Here is an 18,257-nt window from a genome sequence, read left to right as displayed (position 1 = left end):
GGAGATGGCACGGCCCAAAATATTAATCTTTTTGAGCACTCTATTGTTAATAGAAAAAAACAAAGAATGAAAGCCAAAGAACAATGGAACACTCTGAGTAAGGAAGAAGAATATGTGATTGCTCATAAAGGTACGGAGCGGCCTTTTACGGGGGAGTACAATGATTTTAAAGTTGATGGTATTTTTGTATGTCGCCGTTGCGAAGCACCGCTTTATGACGCGAATGACAAATTTGACTCCGGCTGCGGGTGGCCCAGTTTTGATGATGAACTGCCGAATACCGTCCGCAGGGTTCGTGATGCAGATGGCCGTCGAGTAGAGATTGTTTGCGATAATTGTTCCGGCCACCTGGGGCATGTATTTGAGGGAGAGCGGCTCACTGCAAAAAACACCCGCCATTGTGTCAACTCACTTTCTATCAAGTTTGTAAAACGGAAGGATGTCGAACAAGGGTAATATTAAGAAGATATACCTGGGCTGTGGCTTGTTGAAAGCATTGCTATTGTCCATAAAAAGACAATGCTAGCTTAGATTAAGTGCAGTAACTTACAAATTCACTGATTTACGAGCGGTGCTCACCAATTAGTTACTATCTTTCCTCGAAGAAACTAAATTAATGCTTTTATCGATGAAACGTAGTATACTATTTCTACTGCTTGGTGTATTTTCCTTCACTGCTGGATGGTCGCAAGCAGACCCCGGCATGTGGACGAATCGCCAAGTAGCCCAATTAGACTTGGCCTCTGGAGCGACAATGCAAACTTTCGCCACCAACTATCGCTTGGTAGAACTTGCATCTGGCACTTTGGCTAGCCATTTACTTGCCACAGACAAAAGTGTGCGTCAGGTAGCTTTGCCTACGCCCGATGGCAAAACCCTTGCCATGTCCATCAGACCAGTATCCGTAATGGCACCTGGGTTGGCGGCACGCTACCCGGGCATTCAGACCTACGAGGTTTTGCCTGCGCTCGCAGAAGGTATCCTTGGCGGACGAGTAGGATGGACCTACCAAGGTTTACACGCTACTATCCGTACCACGGAAGGCACCATCTACATTGATCCTTACGCTTTGAATGATGATCGCTACTACGTCAGCTATTTCGTAGAAGAGAATCTCAACACTGAGCTATGGAATGGATTTGAGTGTAATGCCAGCGGTGAAACCGGCTTGGATATTGAAGAAATCTATGCTTCTCCGGAGGTGATTACTCAACAGGATAAGACAACTACAGGTGGGCCCAGTATCGTACAGCGCAGATACCGCTTGGCGATGGCTTGTACCGGAGAGTTTAGTAACTTTCATGGTGGTACAGTCGAAACTTCCATGTCAGCTATCGTCACTATTATCAATCGGGTAAACGAAGTCTTTGGTCGTGATATGGCGATCCAATTAGAGTTGATTGAGAACAATGATCAGTTGATCTTCTTAGATCCATCTACAGATCCTTATGAGAACCAGACTGATGAGATGCTCAATGATAACCCAGGTGTGCTCGATGGCATTGTAGGTAATGCCGCTTACGACATTGGCCACGTTATCAGTACAGGACCATTCAGTGGTCAGGGTGTTGCTCAATTGCAGGGCGTATGTAGAGCTAACGGTAAAGGTCGTGCAACCTCTACCCGGAGTAGCCCACAGGGTGATCCATTTGTGATCAATATCCTGTGCCACGAAATGGGCCACCAGTTTGGTGCAACCCACGTACAGAGTGGTTGCCAAAACGTAAGTGTTGGTACTGCTGTTGAACCTGGTGGAGGTACAACGATCATGGGGTATGCAGGAATCTGTCCGTCTGGCTATAATATTGCCAGCAACTCCAGCGACTACTACAACCAGACCTCGCTACAGCAAATTTTTGCTTATACCCGTGACGACGACGGTAATGCTTGTGCTACACCGATCGCAGAAGGGAACACGATCCCTGAAGTAACGGTAGATTATGAGAATGGCTTCTTCATTCCTATCAGCACGCCTTTCGAATTAACGGCTAGTGCAACGGATATGGAAAACGATGACCTGACCTATTGTTGGGAACAACGTAATACTAACTTGAGCTACCCCTACGATGAAGAAGCGGGCGATTACGGACCTTTTCCTGGCTCGCCAGTAGGAGACTCTCCCCTATTTCGTTCTTTTTCGCCAACAAGTTCTCCAACAAGGGTATTTCCGCTATTGACGAAGATTATCAACAATACTTCTGATAATGCAGAGGTGCTCCCTACTTACAGCCGTAATATGACCTTCCGCTGTGCGGTACGTGACAACCACCCTACTAGCGGCGGTGTTGCTTGGGCTGGTGTTGCCTTTCGGGCAGCTGTAGAAGCAGGGCCATTTCTGGTGACTTCTCCTAATACAGCTAGTGCCCAATGGAATGTAGGTGACTACACCGAGGTAACCTGGGATGTGGCCAATACAGATGGAGATATTGTAAATTGCCAACGCGTAAATATTCGCTTATCTACTGATGGTGGTTTAACTTACCCAATTATGTTATTGGCGGATACGCCTAATGATGGTACTGCCTTTGTGACGGTACCTGATGCTGTATCCAATGACGCGAGAGTAAGAATAGATGCTGCAGATAATATTTTCTTTGACATCTCCAACCAGGATTTCAGCATCGAACCTGCTGTAGAAGCAGGCTACACCCTCAACTATGGTCCTTTGTACCAAGAGATTTGTGTACCTGAAAGTACCGCGGATATCGAATTCATTACGGCTTCTATCCTTGATTACGACAGTACCATTACGCTGGATATCACCTCTACTTTGCCCGACAATGTAGTTGCCAACTTCACTGCCACTGAGCTTCAACCTGGAGAAGGTAGTAGCCTTACGCTAGACTTTAGCAACAGTACCTTTGACGGTTCACTTACGGTAGAAGTTCGGGCTGTAACGACAGATGAAGATACAACTTACCGTGTTTTCAATGTGGAAGTATACAACAATGACTTCAGTGCATTGGAACTGTTAACCCCTGCTGAAGGCTCGTCAGGGATTGTGCTAAGCGCTGATTTCTCTTGGACAGGCTTACCCAATGCACAGCTGTATGATTTCGAGCTGGCTACCAGCCCATTATTTGGTGATGATATCATTGATGAAGCCTCAGGATTAGAAACAACAGCATACACCCCAACGATTCTTTTTGAAGAGAATACCTTGTTCTTTTGGCGCATTCGCCCAATCAACGAGTGTGGAGCTGGACCATGGTCATCTCCTTATACCTTTCATACAGAAAATGCTACTTGCGAAGGTCAAACATCAACTGACACTCCTTTAAACATCCCTGGACAGGGACCACTACCGACGATAACATCCACAATCAATGTCGATTTCCAAGGAACAATTAGCGATATCAACATTCCGATTCTTAATGTTCGCTACCAGCCTATTCAAAACTTCCAGATTATACTGCGTAGCCCACAGCTAACAGAAGTATTGCTTTATGATGGTGAGTGTTTCTCTACAGACCGCGTAAATGTAGGTTTTGATGATGATGCTCCACAGACTATCCAATGTCCTCCTACGAGTCAGTCTAGTTATATACCTACAGAAGCTTTAGCCGCCTTTATTGGTGAAGAGAGCCAAGGAGAATGGAAGCTAATCGTAAAAATTACAGAAACAGGATTTGGTTCTCCAGGCTCTGTTGATGAATGGGCCATTGAGTTCTGTGCATCCTCTTCTCCTGATGCTCCTATCGTTGTTCGCAACGAAGAATTCTGTGTAAAGCCTAACGAAAGTGGCAATATTACCGGTGTTTTCTTAGCCGTTGAGGATGATTCTCAAAATGCCTTTGAGTTAGAATACACGGTCGTATCAGAGCCTACGGCTGGCGAACTTTACTTTCTTGATCAGCAGCTTTTCGTAGGAGACATCTTCCGTCAGTCATCATTGGATGCGGGTAATGTTTACTACGTTAATACTGACAACTCGGTTACAGAAGACAACTTCACTTTTGTGGTACAAGATGGTACCGGTGGATTCCTGCCTGTAACTACCTTTACTATTGACATTCTTGATGCTTGTGTAACGAGTAACGAAAATCTTGCCGCTGCCGAAGCATTCCGCTTGTACCCCAACCCGACCAAAGGCCAGGTAGTACTACAGTGGAGTGAAGCAACGACGCAGGACTATCGCCTACTGGTATACAACCTGCAAGCTCAGTTGTTGCAGCAAGCACAAGTAGCTAACGGTACGCTACAGCACAACTTGGACCTGAGTACACTGCCTGCCGGCATCTACTTGATTCAAATTGGCCAGCACGTAGAACGCGTGGTGGTAGAGTAGGTACGGGGTACTGCAAACATGAGTCATCCCGAATTTTGATTGTCATCAAAATCCGTGCTGACCAACCGCAAAACCTATAGTTAAAGAAGAAACCCCATGATTTCTATTAGTGAAATCATGGGGTTTTCTACAAAAGTCAGATAAATCAATCTTTTCAGCTATTTAATGACTCTTTCTAAGTTAAAGTCAGACTGGATTTTGGCCNNAAATTCGGGATGACTCATGTTGTAGGTTTGGCTACTGCTCGTAGTTATCAGTAACTATTTCCCCAAAAGCGCCTTCCAGTTGACCTTCTCGCCGGTGATGATATTCTCATTACCAAAGCTGAGGCTCGCCAGATAAAGGGCTAATATGCCATATACGAAACTAGCCGCAGCAACAATAGCCAACATACTGGTATCGAAGTTCCCTTTCAAGATAGCAACAATTGAAAGCGCTACATTGAATACTGGAATTAATGCTGTTTGCATATTGAGTTCTACCCCTGGCATAATGGCCATCATAGCAGGAATAAGTACGACCATCATCAGCGGACTTACATAGCTTTGTGCCTCTTTATATGAGTTTGCCAGCAGCACGACAGCAAGCGACAAGGCCCCTAAAAACAGGGTAGTCAGAAGTACTAGGATAACTAGCCAAACCCATGCTTCTGGTGCCAAATTCATGGCCATGCCAGCAGATTCCTCTTCCAGTAGGTAGGCCTGAATATTCATGGCTACTACCAAACTCAAGATATTCATGGTCGCACTTACAATTCCGACGGCAGCGACCGCAAGAAACTTGCCCGCTACGATCTCTTTCGTAGAAGCAGTAGTTGTAAACAAGGTCTGAAGTGTACGGCGCTCTTTTTCTCCGGCTGTAATATCAATAGCTATATAAATACAACCAATGAAAATGAATAGTAAGATCATCATAGGTAAAAATGCGACCATCATCCGATCTCCACTTTCCTCCGGCGATAAATCTACACTATCAATAGACAGCGGATTGGCAAATTCAGGACTCAATTCCTTGCTGGCTAATCGTTCGTTTAGTAATTGATCTCCTAAGCCTGTCAATTGGGTACGTAGTATTCGTTCCCGCATGTTCAACACGTCCTGTGATTGATCCGCATAAATGACAATTTCAGCCGATTGCCCATTATTGAGGCGCTCCTGATAATCATCAGGTAATTGAATACCCATGGTTCGTTTCTGTCCTTCCAAATCGGCTTCCGCAAAAGCTTTCATTTCTACTTTCAGGCTTGGGTCCTGGGCCAATAGGTCTGGCAAGGGCGTATCCACAGCATTGGGGGAAACCCAAACGGCAATTTCCTGCTGCATAAGCTTCTCTTGCTGGCTAGCCCCTACCCCACCAATGAGCGTAAAGAGGACCGGATACAAGAAAAAGGGAAGTAAAATAATCAAGTAGAGCATTCGCTTGTCACGAAGAACTTCTTTGATTTCTTTTGAAAATATTGTAGCGATAATATGACTTCTCATTCTATTATTTATTTTATCAATGGTGAGCAACAGCCGGCATCCTGGACGATATTAAAAATCCAAGTATATCGCGTAATGCCGAAGAGCACGCAGTGGTTTTTATTACGGATTACTCAATAGGTTGGTTTTGGCAGTTACGATTCGTACCCCATTTCCAACTAGGTACCTACAAGCTTATCTTCTTTCACCAATTCAAAAAATGCTTGCGGTAAAGTATCCTGAACTGTTTGTTTTTTGATTCCGGCAACATCTCCCAGGTAAACAAGGTTTCCCTCGTGAATAATACCGATACGGTCACACAGGCGCTCGACCTCCGTAAGGTTATGGGTAGAAAAGATGAGTGCTTTACCTTCTTCGCGGGCCATCTTCTTGATAAACTGAAGAATAAACTCCGAAGCCATGATATCCAAACCAGTCGTAGGTTCATCCAATACCACAATTTTGGGATCATGCACCAAAGTACGGGCAATAGAAACACGTTGCTTCTGCCCTGTAGACAGTTTTTCACAATGGCGATCGACAAAGGACGTGATCCCGAAAGCCTCGATAAGGCGATCGACGCGAGCATTCAGCTCAGCCTTTGGCGTTTCGTAAAGTTTACCGAAATACATCAATAACTCCCGTGGATTCAAGCGTCGGTAGAGATCCATATCACCGGTAAGAAAACCCAGTGATCGCCGAGCAGCCATTTGCTCTTTTTGCATAGAATGACTATTCATAATGGCCTCTCCATCAGAGGGGGTCAACAATCCAGACAACATCCTTAGTGTTGTGGTCTTTCCTGCTCCATTGGGGCCTAGCAGGCCGAAAATCTCTCCTGCCTCTACTTGGAAGGAAACATTATTTACCGCGCGGAAGTCACCAAAATCCTTGATTAAACCTCGCGCTTCGATTAGAGTACTCATGTAAATGTGTTGGTTTTATCTATTAGTCATCACTCGTTGAAATTTATTACAACCAGTGCTCATTAATTTCTGATTTTCTAATAATAGATAAAACAAAGAGCTATCTCTGGGCTATTCGATTAAACAGATTATCTATTCGACCAATTTTAACCCTTCCTTAACGCTGACGACATTGCCTTAAGTAGTAGACCCTGAGTACCTTTACATTAAATAGAAACACCCTGCCACATGCTAAGAATCTATACCAACCTTCTCCTTCTTATGGGTATGAGCCTTTTATTCACGGGCTGCTTTACACCCCAAAAGGTTATCCGTATCGCTCCTGAAGCGCAGGAGAATGTCTTCTGGTTCCAAGGACAGCCGATCGCCGAAAAGAAACAAGATAGCGTCATCGTTAGGGCTGCCTTTAGTCATACTGATCGTAAATACTTACTATTTGACATAGAGGTGATTAACGAAAAAGACTTCCCTATCCTAGTAAGTCCCGAAGTTCTTTCTCTAAAGACAACCAATGGCTATCAAATGTCTGCTCTTGACCCAGAGGACGTTATACTGTCGATGGAGATGCGAGCATCTCAAAAGGAAGCCAATGCTAAAAATGCTGCTGTTGCAGGAGGGATTGTCTTGGTAGGTGCAGCTGTTGTAGCAGCTACCAGCGATAATGATTCGGGTAGTGACAATTATTACGATAACGATGCGCTTGATGCCCTCGAATTTGCCGTAGATGTAGCCGTTCCCACAATCGCCTGGGGTTTAAGTTTTCACCAAGACCCTATTCTTACAGAATACCCCGAAGCGTTGCCTTCCTCCGAGCAACTCCTTTTCTGGCAAGAAATCGTATTAAGGCGTACGACCCTACGCCCTGGAGAGAGTATCCGAGGCCTCGTGGCCTTCCCCCGCTTTGACAATACCCAATCACTTAAGTTGACTATTCCATTGGAGAATGATAGCTTCGAGTTTCTGTTCACGCAGAAGCTTTATCAACCTTAGTGGGAAAGCAACAGATTACCCCTTAGCCTTTACCTGGTAATACAATTCGTAAGCCAAAAGCAGAGATTTTACCTTTTCCACCGGAGTATTCAAGGTCGAATAAGATAAAGCCAAGTGATTGAAAGCCGCTTGGTATTGTCCTTGCTGTTGTAGTAATCGACCACCAGACCTTAACAGCATCCCGTAAGCAGGATCATCCGTTCCTAACTCAATGGTTAGTACTTCCCGTGCTGTTTGAAAATATCGATTGGCTTCGTCATAGCGGCCCATCAGGTTGAGTGCTTGCGCTGCCAGCAAGTTGAGATCCGCATACAATTGAGGGTTCTCGATCAACATCTGCATTCCCTGCTGTGCAGCTACCAAGGCATCATCGGCACGGTTATTAGAGAGACTGATCTGCGCTGCTTGCAGGTAGTTTTCTGCAATATCTCCGGAACGCAGTTGCATTCTCAAAGTAAGAGAGCGGTCATTTGCCTCTTTAGCCTTCACTAATTCTCCCACTCTTAGGAGGTTATAACTATGAAGCATCCAAGCCCGGCCTAAATCATATTTACGCTGGGGATGTTCATCAATATAGGTAAGTAAAAGGCTAGAGGATTGCTGATAATCATGACGATTACTCAGTCGGCGAGCTTCCTGAAGGGCGTCCTGTGAGAACAGACCACTCCCCAGTAAAGTAAAAAGTAAAGTGAACAATAAGGCTTTCATCATGGAGGCCACTTCTTTATGGCTTTATCAAATACTTGTGTCCAAAGGTAAACGCTTTTCCCGAGAGCAAACTTATACAAAGTGAAAGTTATCAGAAATAATGTTATCAATTCGTCAAAAAGAGAACCGAAAAAGCTATATAATCTGTTAGCCTTTTCTTAATTCCAGGACCTGTGGTTAAAGTGATCCTAAAGTACCTTTTATAGCTTGGCAACTCCCCCAAAGTCCCCGTAAATTAGGGTAGCAATTATAAGAAAAACCTTTACAAACCCCTAAATTCAACCTTTATGAAAGCTCTCCAATTCTTGCTTTTCTTACTCACTATCAGCTGGTTTAGCTGTAGTCCCAAGTATTACGAAACCGCCGCCTATGAAAACTATGCGGACGAGCATCAAACCATCGCTGTTTTACCTAGCCAAACCATTACCACCGGTCGTATCCCCGAAGAGATGACAAAGGAAATGGTTGAACAAGTCGAAGAAAATGAAAGCCTTGCTTTTCAGATTGCCATTTTTGATGAAGTAGCACAGCGCTCTGGCCGGCGAGATGGTGAAATTCTTATCAATCTACAGCACTACACCGAAACCAATGCTAAACTGGAAGAAGCGGGTATTGGCTTTCGCGAAAGCTGGACCATGTCTCCGACCAAGCTGGCCGAAGTGCTTGGCGTGGATGCCGTTGTTCGCACCAGTATCCGTAAAGATATGTTCTTAACAGAGTTGGAATCCTTTGGAGTTAGTATGGCGCTTTCGGCCATCAGTCTTTTTGGGGGCGAAGCCCTCTGGTTTATCCCAACGAAGACCAGCGATGTATTTCTTTCTGCCTCTGTCCTTGATGGGCAAGACGGCATAAGTGTATGGAATACAGATAAAGTCGTTCAAACAGATTGGAATGACCGGCACGCTGAGATTGTCCGCCATTTGGCGCGCGTGATGGCTCGCCGTTTTCCTTACCGTGTATAATAGATAAATTTTGAAGGGCGTTTTGCGGAAAGCAGGTGAACAAAAACCAGCTTTCCGCTTTTTAGTTGGAATAGGCTTACAATTCAAGATAAAATCAACTTATGCACTTCAATGCTTCGGATTTTCCTAAAATGGAAAAGTTTTTCCGGCGTAATTTTTTCAATACCCTTCCCGGACCGCGGGGGCTTCACCTCATAGGTACCAAAAGTCATCGCGGAGTAGAAAACTTGGGGTTATTTAGCTCGGTAGTACACATTGGCGCTACTCCTCCCCTACTGGGTTTCATCATGCGCCCTTTAACGGTACCCAGGCAAACCTACCATCATATGAAAGCTCAAGGGTTCTTTACACTCAATACTGTAGACGAGACTATCCTTGCTGCTGCTCATCAAAGTTCAGCCAATTACCCTATCGAAACTTCAGAGTTTAAAGCAGTAGGGCTAACGCCAGTATACAGTGAAATCGTTCCTGCTCCCTATGTCCAAGAAAGTAAGGTGAAGATTGGCCTGGAATTGGTGGAAGAGCACCACATCAAGGCCAATGGCACACTTTTTCTAGTAGGAAAAATTGTTGAAGTAATACTACCTGACGAGGTCGTGTCAGATAGTGGGCATGTAGCGCACCAGGAATTGGGTACGCTGAGCGTGGCAGGTCTAGACACCTATTATAAAACAGAAGAGGTCGGAAAGATGGAATACCCTAGGCCTTAAAAAAATCAGGGTAGAACGATATTTTTATCGTTCTACCCTAAAATCACATCCTTCTTAATCGCTAGCTTTTAGTCGCTAGACGACAGGATAGATAACAAGCGTAGGATTTCAATATAGAGCCATACCAGTGTTACCAGTAAGCCCATTGCGAAGAACCACTCGTAATAAGCAGGTGCTCCGAATTTTTCGCCTTTATCGAAATTATCAAAATCCAGCAGCAGGTTCATCGAAGCTACGCCGATAATTACTAGGCTAATGCCAATACCCATCATTCCACCTTCGTGTAAAAATGGCAAATTGATACCGAAGAAAGAAAGGGCAAAATTGACGATATAAACCAAGAAAATAGCGCCAGTAGCCATGATTACTCCGCTACGGAATTTCCCCGTTACTTTAATGATGCCCATTTTGTATACAAAAAGCATCACAAAGAATACCGCCATCGTGAGGGTAACCGCCTGAAAGATAATACCCGGGAAAAACGCTGCTGCGTAAATCATAGATATTGAGCCGACGAAAAAACCTTCCAAAGCTGCATAAAGTGGCGCCAAAAAGGTCGACCATTCCGGTTTAAAGCTAGCAGCAAGTACTGTCACCAGTCCTAGGATAGCACCTCCCCACATCAAAACAGGGCTGGCATAAGTAAACCCTACAACAGCAGTGAGTAACATGATCGCGCCTAAGATCAGTGATTTATTTACTGCTCCGCTGACCGTCATACGATCTCCGCTTATCTTAATAAAGTCTCCATCCAATGTGTTCTGAGCTGCGCGCTGAAGCGTTTTCTCCCGAAACATCGGGTTACTGGAAGACGAAAACATTCCTCTCCTTTTCATAAAAATTGTTATTGTTTTACCCCTGGCATATTTACCAGAGCGCTTTTCTATTAAAAACTCTAAGAAGTTGTTTGGAACTTACTTTTATCGTGAAGCAGTCCAAAACAAACTCTAAAATATAGATACAATTAGAGACCACCAAGAGTTTATAGATAATTAAAACCTTCGACTAAGGCTAGTATCTCTTAGACAAAAACAGGGTCTCCCAAAGGAAGACCCTGTATAACCCCAAAAAACCAAATGAAAACAATCTTCGATAGAATTTGAAAGGGTTGTCGAATCCGCACACTTCTAATCAATTGCTCTAATTCCTACGGAGAAACCTTTTCACGCCAAGCTATATTATTTGCTTAACAGTACAAATATAGAATAAAAATTAGTTCATAGTTTACTTTCGCCCAAAAAAATTTCACATCAAGAAAAGCAATAATATTAACTAAGCTTCATTTATTCATAAGAAAACAGTACTCTCCTCCTGTACCAAACTAGCTTTTCCGCACCCTATCCCTGCAAGAACATTACAAAGGTGTGTGATTAAAGTATTGGGTAAATTTTTGGAAAAAGATAAAAATCCGTAACATTGTTCCAACAAAAAATTAAATCTTGGCTAAAGTTAAAACAGTTTTCTTTTGTCGGAATTGCGGAAGTGAGTCTCCTAAATGGGAAGGTCAGTGCCGGCAGTGCGGAGAATGGAATACACTGGTAGAAGAAAAAATCTCTAAAACCAATGCCAGAGAGGAGCAAACCCAAAGTTGGCGAAAGGAGACTAAGCGTACCGGACCACGCCCTGTACCTCTTCCTGAAATTAAGGCGGGAGAGATAGAACGCCTTGTTAGCCCAGATGAAGAACTCAACCGTGTGCTTGGGGGCGGAATTGTGCCTGGCTCACTTGTCCTTTTTGGCGGGCAGCCCGGAATTGGTAAATCAACCCTCTTACTACAACTCGCACTGGGTGTAAATGCCAAGGTCCTCTACGTAAGTGGCGAGGAGAGTGAACAACAAATAAAGCTGAGGGCTGAGCGACTGGGGGGAAATATGGAGCACTGCTTCATCCTTACAGAAACCAATACTCAAAAGGTGCTCAATCACGCACTGGAATTGCAACCCAAGTTAATTGTTGCGGATTCTATCCAAACCCTTTCTTCTCCTAATGTAGAGAGCATGCCCGGCACGGTGAGCCAAGTCAGAGAGTGTGCTGCTGAGCTGCAACGCTTCGCTAAGGAAACCAATATTCCGGTTTTTCTCATTGGGCATATTACCAAGGAAGGGAGTATTGCCGGCCCAAAACTACTAGAACACATAGTAGATACCGTCCTCCAGTTTGAAGGGGATCGCAACTACTCCTACCGTATTTTGAGGACGCTAAAAAATCGTTTTGGCTCCACCGATGAAATGGGAATTTATGAGATGCAAGCCCAGGGCTTACGAGAAGTTTCCAACCCTTCGGAGTTACTGCTTTCGCAAAAAGATGAAGAGCTTTCAGGTAGCTCCATTTCAGCAACGATGGAAGGTTTGCGCCCAATGCTCATTGAAACCCAAGCACTGGTCAGCACTGCTGTTTATGGAACGCCTCAACGAAGCGCCACTGGTTTTGACTTGCGTAGACTGAGTATGCTATTGGCCGTGCTAGAAAAGCGTGCAGGGTTTGCCTTGGGACAGCAAGATGTCTTCCTTAATATTGCCGGAGGAATTCGGGTCGACGACCCCGCTATTGACCTCAGTATTGTTGCAGCTATTATGTCGAGCTACGAAGATGTAGCGATTCCCACCGATGTTTGTTTTGCCGGAGAGGTAGGCTTGTCCGGAGAAATACGGGCCGTTAACCGAATCGAACAACGCATTCAAGAAGCAGACCGCCTTGGGTTTAAGGAAATCTTCATTTCCCGCTATAACACCAAGGGTTTAGACACAGAACGTTATGGTATAAAGGTGTATACTATTGGTAAATTGGAGGAATTGTATAAAGCACTCTTTGTATAAGCTCGACTTTCGGCAAAAGTCCGTACGGGGATACAACTTGCTTCTCGCGCCTATGGTACAGGGTACAGGGATCAGAAAACGCAGAAGGATCAATTCCCAACAAGGGCGTAAAAAAATGGAAGTTGGAAATTTAACGGTAATCATTCTCCTTCGGTTTCAAATCCCTATATCTTCTACCTTTAATCCTTCTACGACTTTCGGCGAATGCCGAAATTCAAGATAAGAGCTTGTTAAATTTGGCTAAATTATAACAGTTGCTTATTGGTCTCGTTTATTAGAAAAACCACATAGTATGAAGACCAAACTTTCTCTCTTCACTTTGCTCCTGCTTAGTGTCCTTCTTTTTCCAGCCTGTAATGATGACGATGAAAACATTATTCCACCACCAGATGCTAGTGACTACTTCCCATTGGAGGTTGGTGCCTTTTGGGTGTATGAATCTTATAAGGTAGAAAACGGAGAAGAAGTTTTAACAGGAATGGATACCATGACGGTCATAAACAGCTACCAGGATGGAGAAGATGTTGTTTACGAAATAGAGAAATCAACCGGTTTTATCTTTAAAAGTATAATTCCAGATAGTTACCGCCTTTCAAATGGTATACTTTATGCGGAAGGAGACGACAATTCCATTCCCACATTAAATGCATCACTAAGCGGAGACGTTATTTACACAGATACTGTGGCTGCCAACCTCGGTTTTATTGATTACATCTTCTATGATGAACTCACAACTGTTGAAACACCCGCTGGTGTTTTTGATTGTATTAATGTACAAGGTACTGTAACGGCAACTGACACTACCGACCTGATACATAATAAGTTAATTAATACTTATTACGCAGAGGGGGTTGGAATTGTCCGATTTAATAATTATTGGTGGAATTCAGCCCAAGAGGTTGGTTTTCGGTTGTCAAGCTTCGAACTTCCTTAACATGAGTCATTAAATAGCTGAAAAGATTGATTTATCTGACTTTTGTAGAAAACCCCATGATTTCACTAATAGAAATCGTGGGGTTTCTTCTTTAACTATAGGTTTTGCGGTTGGTCAGCACGGATTTTGATGACAATCAAAATTCGGGATGACTCATGTTAATTCCTTTTTCAGAAAGGAAAAATTTCTTATCCCGTATTCTTGGTTTGTAACCAGAATACGGGATTTTATTTTTAGACCTTATTGATTTAGACCTATCTTTACTTTTTATTCTCCGATATTTTCTTGAACAGCTTGATTACCTTTTTACATTTTGAGCAATAATAGTCAAACCCTGTTGATTAACGACCAGGAAATACTGAAGTCCTTACAATCCAATCGCAGCAACCAACAAGATGAAGGTTTGCGTGCATTGTATCAGCAGCACTATGGTATGATAGAGCAGTTGGTGATCCGGAACAATGGCGAGCGAGAAGACGCAGCCGATGTTTTTCAAGACGGTTTAGTGGCACTTTTCCACAAGACCCGGCAAACCGGCTTTGTGCTCACTGCTAGCTTGAAGACCTTACTCTACGCAATATGTCGTAACCTATGGTTAATGAAATTGCGGAAAAAGAAAAGGGAAACACCCCTGACCGAGGTGCACCAAGAAACGGTGAGTTTGGACGCTGGCATTCTTGACATCCTAGAGGACAACGACCGGAATCAACTCGTTGCGGAAGGTTTACGACAACTAGGCGGTGACTGCCAAAAGGTGTTGCAACTCTACTACTTTGAGCGGCACAAAATGAAAGGCATTGCCGAAACCATGGGCTACTCGGGCGAACAGGTTGCTAAAAACAAAAAATCTCGCTGCCTACGCAAACTGCGGGAATGGGTTTTAACCCAACCGGTGGCTAAGGAGGTTTGGGGATGAATTGGGTTGATGGTTGAATAAGGTTTGATAGTTGAAATTTTGTAACGTAAAGGCATAGTACCACTACGTCTGAACGATTGATAATCAGTCAAAATGAGTGAGAAAGAAGATCAGTATTGGAACGAAATAGACGATTACCTGGACGGTAGTCTAAACCAACAGGCTCACAAAGCCTTTAGGCAACGATTGTCCGAAGAAAATAAGCTAGCCAAAGACACCTTATTCCAGCAAGAAATGAGGCAGGGCATTGCATTTGGAAGTCAGCAAGATTTAAGGAGTCGGTTACAGGTGATTCACGAAGAGATTGTAGGGAATAATCAGGAGGCGAAGATTGTACCGATCGGTCGACAGCTTTGGTTACGATGGAGTGCAGCAGCAGCACTTTTAGTAGGAGCCTTAGGTATTCTTTTTTGGCTACAGCAAAACCCAAGTTCACAGGAGTTATTTGCAGACAACTACGAAGTGTATTTCTTAGACCCTACTTCACGTAGTGCAGGTGAAGAAGATCCTGCAATGATCGCACTCGAAGCCTATCAACAAAAAGATTACACTGCTGCGATCAAGGAGTTTGGTCTTATTTTGCAAAATGAACCAGAGCAGCCAACACTGCAACTGGCACTCGCCATCAGCTATTGGGAAAACGGCCAAGCTCAGCAAGCTAAATCCACTATCAAAACGCTTTTCGATCACCCCATTCTAAAAGATCAGGCCTATTGGTACGCTGCTTTGTTTGCCTTAGCGGAAGACCAACCTGAAGCCGCTGTTGATTACTTAGAAAAGATCCCTTCAGATAGTGGCCAATTACACAGCAAAGCGGTTAATTTATTGGATGCCCTTCGGTAGCACAAGGGCTTTCTTATGAAAGAAAATTTGAACCATATAAGAGATCATAAGGTCATATAAGTATTTTTTATCTCCTAAAATGACCTTTCGTACTACGTAGAAGTAAACCATCGCTCTATTTTTTTGTTGAAAACCCAACAGAAAAAACATTGCTCATGAGCACCTTATTTTACATTGTCATTATCATAGCGACTACCCTTGCGATGGAGTTCGTTGCTTGGTTTGCACACAAATTTGTGATGCATGGTTTACTGTGGACCTGGCACGAAGATCACCACAAACCGCATCCTGATGATGAAGGTTTTTTTGAAAAGAATGATCTATTTTTTCTGGTTTTTGCCATTCCCAGTGCGGCCAGTTATATCATTGGGTTGAATGTAGAAAACCTTTTCTGGCTCACTTTCGTAGGGATTGGCATTTCTATTTATGGGCTGATCTACTTCCTTATCCACGACGTTTATATTCACCAGCGTTTCAAGTGGTTTCGTCAGTTGGATAACCGCTACAGCAGGGCTATTCTTCGAGCGCATGGTGCTCATCACGCAAACCGTGAGAAAGAAGCCGGAGAATCTTTTGGCCTACTAATCGTAAACACCAAGTATTTCCGCAAAAGAAGCGAGCGTAAGTAAATACCAGAAAAAAAACAGCCAACTCCGTGCTTTTCCCCCGTAAGCACTTAGTTTTGCAATGTTACTTACCAATTCCTTGAACTATGGAATTCCTTGGCCTTCTTGTAGAAATTTTATTATTAGCACTTGGGGTATACCTCTATCTCTTTGCTCGTGGCATTATCAAAGTCAAAGATCCCGAAAGGCGGGAACGGGCAGAAAGCTTCCGACAGCAAAACGCTACCTGGATGCGTCTGCTAGGGCTGGCCCTAGCGGCTATTATGCTTATGAATGTCGTTCTGCATATATCCCAACTCTTCTCCTCTGCATCCTGATCTCCTACCATTACCTAAAGGAACCCTACCATCTGCACAAGGGTCAGCTTGCTTACTAAGCAAAGGGAATGATCTGCATAAAAATCATTAATATTGCAGTGTTGTGCCGGTAGAGTGCCAGGCACGCTATTTTCATCACCAGAGCAGTTTTACTCCTTTTATCATGAAGCACATTCTTACCCTTCTTCTCGTTACTTCTTTGTGCAGTTTTGGTAGCAGTCAAAATGACTTTTACCAAACGGATAACATCCAGCAAATTGATATCACCTTCAATGCTGACAATTGGAAATACCTCCTGGATTCTCTTCGTTTTAACGGAGACGAGCTCCTCACCGGTGATCTCCAGGTAAACGGCACTGCCCTTACAGAAGTAGGTATCCGTTATCGCGACGGCCGCTCATTCACCCCTAATGGAAAGCGTAACGGCCTTTACATTGATCTCGGTAGTAAAGATTACCAGGGGCACCATGTTATCAACCTGTCCAGTGCGTTGCGTGACCCTTCTTTGGTTCGCGAAGTATTGGCTAGTGAAATCGCCCGCACTTACTTTAATGCACCCGCTGCCAATTTTGCAGAAGTAACCATCAACGGGGAACCCTATGGTTTGTTCGCTAATGTAGAAGCAGTAGAAAAAGGATATCTCAAAGATCGGTTTGAGAACGCCAAGGGCACATTAGTCACTCCTACAGAGGAGCCTCAAACTATTGTTTCGGAAGAGTGCAGCCGTAATGTATTTGGTTCTTTACAACATGAAGAATCTGCAAATTGTGTCGCTGCAAATTGGAAACTTCTACAAGGAGACCTCGGCCTGGTACAAACATTATCATCGACCCTCGCGTCATCACCTGCCGACTTAGCTAAGCTCCTAGATATTGATGCTACGCTCTGGATGCTGGCCTTCAACAACGTTTTGGTAAACCTGAATTCTTATACCGGGCAGTATGCAAGTAATTATTATTTGTACCAGCCACTTGGAGGTAAGATCACTCCTGTTCTAGGAGAATTGAACCTTGCTTTTGGTAGTTACAAAAATGACGGTGCCAATTCTTCGGACTTAAGTACTGCTACTTTACTAACGCTTTCCCCCGATCTTCACCTGAACAATGAAGAAAGGCCGCTCATCAGCGTAATTCTTGCTGACGAGATCAACTACAAGCAATATCTTGCGCACTTTCGCACGATCCTTGTCGAATGGGTGATGAGTGGTAAACTAGAAAATCGGGCCAAAGCATTACAAGCCATGATCAGCGAAGCCCGCAGAAATGACCCCGGCCAGTACTATTCGCCCATTGAATTTAACCAAAGCCTAACTGAGGTCATTGGCAAGCGTAGCCGTATTCCTGGGTTGGTTGATTTTATGGACAAGCGAGCCAGTTGGTTAGAAAGCCAGGAGGTCTATATATTTCTTCCTCCGGCGATTAGTAAAGTGGGGGTTGAAGGTCGGGAACGTTTTTCCAGCACCCAACTTGATGAATTCAGAATTCATGCTACGGTAGAGGACTACCCCAAGAATGTCTACCTTTACTATCGTTTTAACGAAAATGAAGCCTTCAAAATGGTTCCTATGCTTAATGATGGGGAGCATTATGATGGGCAAGCCAACGATGGTGTCTTTGGTGCAGTCATTAAACCAACCGATGGTCAAAACCAAATTCAATACTACTTGATGGCAGAAAACGTTAAGACCGTAAGCTTTAGCCCCAGCCACTACAATTTCGAACAATACAAAACTACCCTCCGGGAAGTCAACCAGTAGGAAGG

16 protein-coding genes are annotated in these 18,257 nt (G+C 44.0%); 12 read left to right on the top strand and 4 right to left on the bottom strand.

Features of this window, described 5'->3' with window-relative positions:
- On the top strand, window positions 1-456 hold a 456-nt coding region (locus ACRBG0_RS17705; protein ID WP_431488195.1), incomplete at its 5' end, for a methionine-R-sulfoxide reductase.
- Window positions 457-628: 172 nt separating this feature from the next.
- Window positions 629-4,288, top strand: coding sequence for a reprolysin-like metallopeptidase (locus tag ACRBG0_RS17700; RefSeq protein WP_431488194.1), 3,660 nt, complete (start codon window positions 629-631; stop codon window positions 4,286-4,288).
- 260 nt (window positions 4,289-4,548) lie between these two features.
- On the opposite strand, the gene ACRBG0_RS17695 is transcribed toward ACRBG0_RS17700, so the two are convergent.
- Entirely contained in the window at window positions 4,549-5,769 is a 1,221-nt protein-coding gene (locus ACRBG0_RS17695; protein ID WP_431488193.1) for an ABC transporter permease, read from the bottom strand.
- A gap of 158 nt (window positions 5,770-5,927) precedes the next feature.
- A complete protein-coding gene (locus ACRBG0_RS17690) occupies window positions 5,928-6,674 on the bottom strand; it encodes an ABC transporter ATP-binding protein (protein WP_431488192.1) in 747 nt (248 codons plus the stop codon).
- A gap of 228 nt (window positions 6,675-6,902) precedes the next feature.
- Here ACRBG0_RS17690 and ACRBG0_RS17685 point away from each other — a divergent pair, with 228 nt between their 5' ends.
- Entirely contained in the window at window positions 6,903-7,664 is a 762-nt protein-coding gene (locus ACRBG0_RS17685) for a hypothetical protein (RefSeq protein WP_431488191.1), read from the top strand.
- A 15-nt stretch (window positions 7,665-7,679) separates the two neighbouring features.
- Here the strand turns inward: ACRBG0_RS17685 and ACRBG0_RS17680 are convergent, their stop codons facing one another.
- Window positions 7,680-8,375, bottom strand: a complete 696-nt coding sequence (locus ACRBG0_RS17680) for a tetratricopeptide repeat protein (RefSeq protein ID WP_431488190.1) — start codon at window positions 8,373-8,375, stop codon at window positions 7,680-7,682.
- A 284-nt stretch (window positions 8,376-8,659) separates the two neighbouring features.
- Between ACRBG0_RS17680 and ACRBG0_RS17675 the strand changes: the two genes are divergently transcribed.
- Complete coding sequence (locus ACRBG0_RS17675; protein ID WP_431488189.1) at window positions 8,660-9,334, top strand: hypothetical protein; 675 nt, start codon at window positions 8,660-8,662, stop codon at window positions 9,332-9,334.
- A gap of 101 nt (window positions 9,335-9,435) precedes the next feature.
- A complete protein-coding gene (locus ACRBG0_RS17670; protein WP_431488188.1) occupies window positions 9,436-10,044 on the top strand; it encodes a flavin reductase family protein in 609 nt (202 codons plus the stop codon).
- A gap of 68 nt (window positions 10,045-10,112) precedes the next feature.
- Here the strand turns inward: ACRBG0_RS17670 and ACRBG0_RS17665 are convergent, their stop codons facing one another.
- On the bottom strand, window positions 10,113-10,880 hold the full coding sequence (locus tag ACRBG0_RS17665) for a Bax inhibitor-1/YccA family protein (RefSeq protein ID WP_431488187.1): 768 nt from the start codon (window positions 10,878-10,880) through the stop codon (window positions 10,113-10,115).
- A gap of 603 nt (window positions 10,881-11,483) precedes the next feature.
- Between ACRBG0_RS17665 and radA the strand changes: the two genes are divergently transcribed.
- The 7 genes from radA to ACRBG0_RS17630 all read left to right on the top strand — a co-directional run bounded on the left by radA (window position 11,484) and on the right by ACRBG0_RS17630 (window position 18,252).
- On the top strand, window positions 11,484-12,860 hold the full coding sequence (gene radA / locus ACRBG0_RS17660) for a DNA repair protein RadA (RefSeq protein ID WP_431488186.1): 1,377 nt from the start codon (window positions 11,484-11,486) through the stop codon (window positions 12,858-12,860).
- Between the two features lie 292 nt (window positions 12,861-13,152).
- Complete coding sequence (locus tag ACRBG0_RS17655; RefSeq protein WP_431488185.1) at window positions 13,153-13,794, top strand: TapB family protein; 642 nt, start codon at window positions 13,153-13,155, stop codon at window positions 13,792-13,794.
- A gap of 313 nt (window positions 13,795-14,107) precedes the next feature.
- A complete protein-coding gene (locus ACRBG0_RS17650) occupies window positions 14,108-14,710 on the top strand; it encodes an RNA polymerase sigma factor (protein WP_431488184.1) in 603 nt (200 codons plus the stop codon).
- Between the two features lie 93 nt (window positions 14,711-14,803).
- The gene (locus ACRBG0_RS17645) at window positions 14,804-15,553 is read left to right on the top strand and encodes a tetratricopeptide repeat protein (protein ID WP_431488183.1); all 750 of its coding nucleotides are present in this window, start codon (window positions 14,804-14,806) and stop codon (window positions 15,551-15,553) included.
- Between the two features lie 155 nt (window positions 15,554-15,708).
- The gene (locus ACRBG0_RS17640) at window positions 15,709-16,182 is read left to right on the top strand and encodes a fatty acid hydroxylase (RefSeq protein ID WP_431488182.1); all 474 of its coding nucleotides are present in this window, start codon (window positions 15,709-15,711) and stop codon (window positions 16,180-16,182) included.
- A gap of 83 nt (window positions 16,183-16,265) precedes the next feature.
- Window positions 16,266-16,496: a hypothetical protein gene (locus ACRBG0_RS17635; protein WP_431488181.1), complete on the top strand. Its 231-nt coding sequence runs from the start codon at window positions 16,266-16,268 to the stop codon at window positions 16,494-16,496.
- 163 nt (window positions 16,497-16,659) lie between these two features.
- Window positions 16,660-18,252, top strand: coding sequence for a CotH kinase family protein (locus ACRBG0_RS17630; RefSeq protein WP_431488180.1), 1,593 nt, complete (start codon window positions 16,660-16,662; stop codon window positions 18,250-18,252).
- Window positions 18,253-18,257: the final 5 nt, after the last annotated feature.

Source organism: Lewinella sp. (genome assembly GCF_050633125.1).
In the GTDB taxonomy this organism is placed as follows: Bacteria; Bacteroidota; Bacteroidia; order Chitinophagales; family Saprospiraceae; genus Lewinella.
This window is presented reverse-complemented; position numbering and strand designations above follow the sequence as displayed.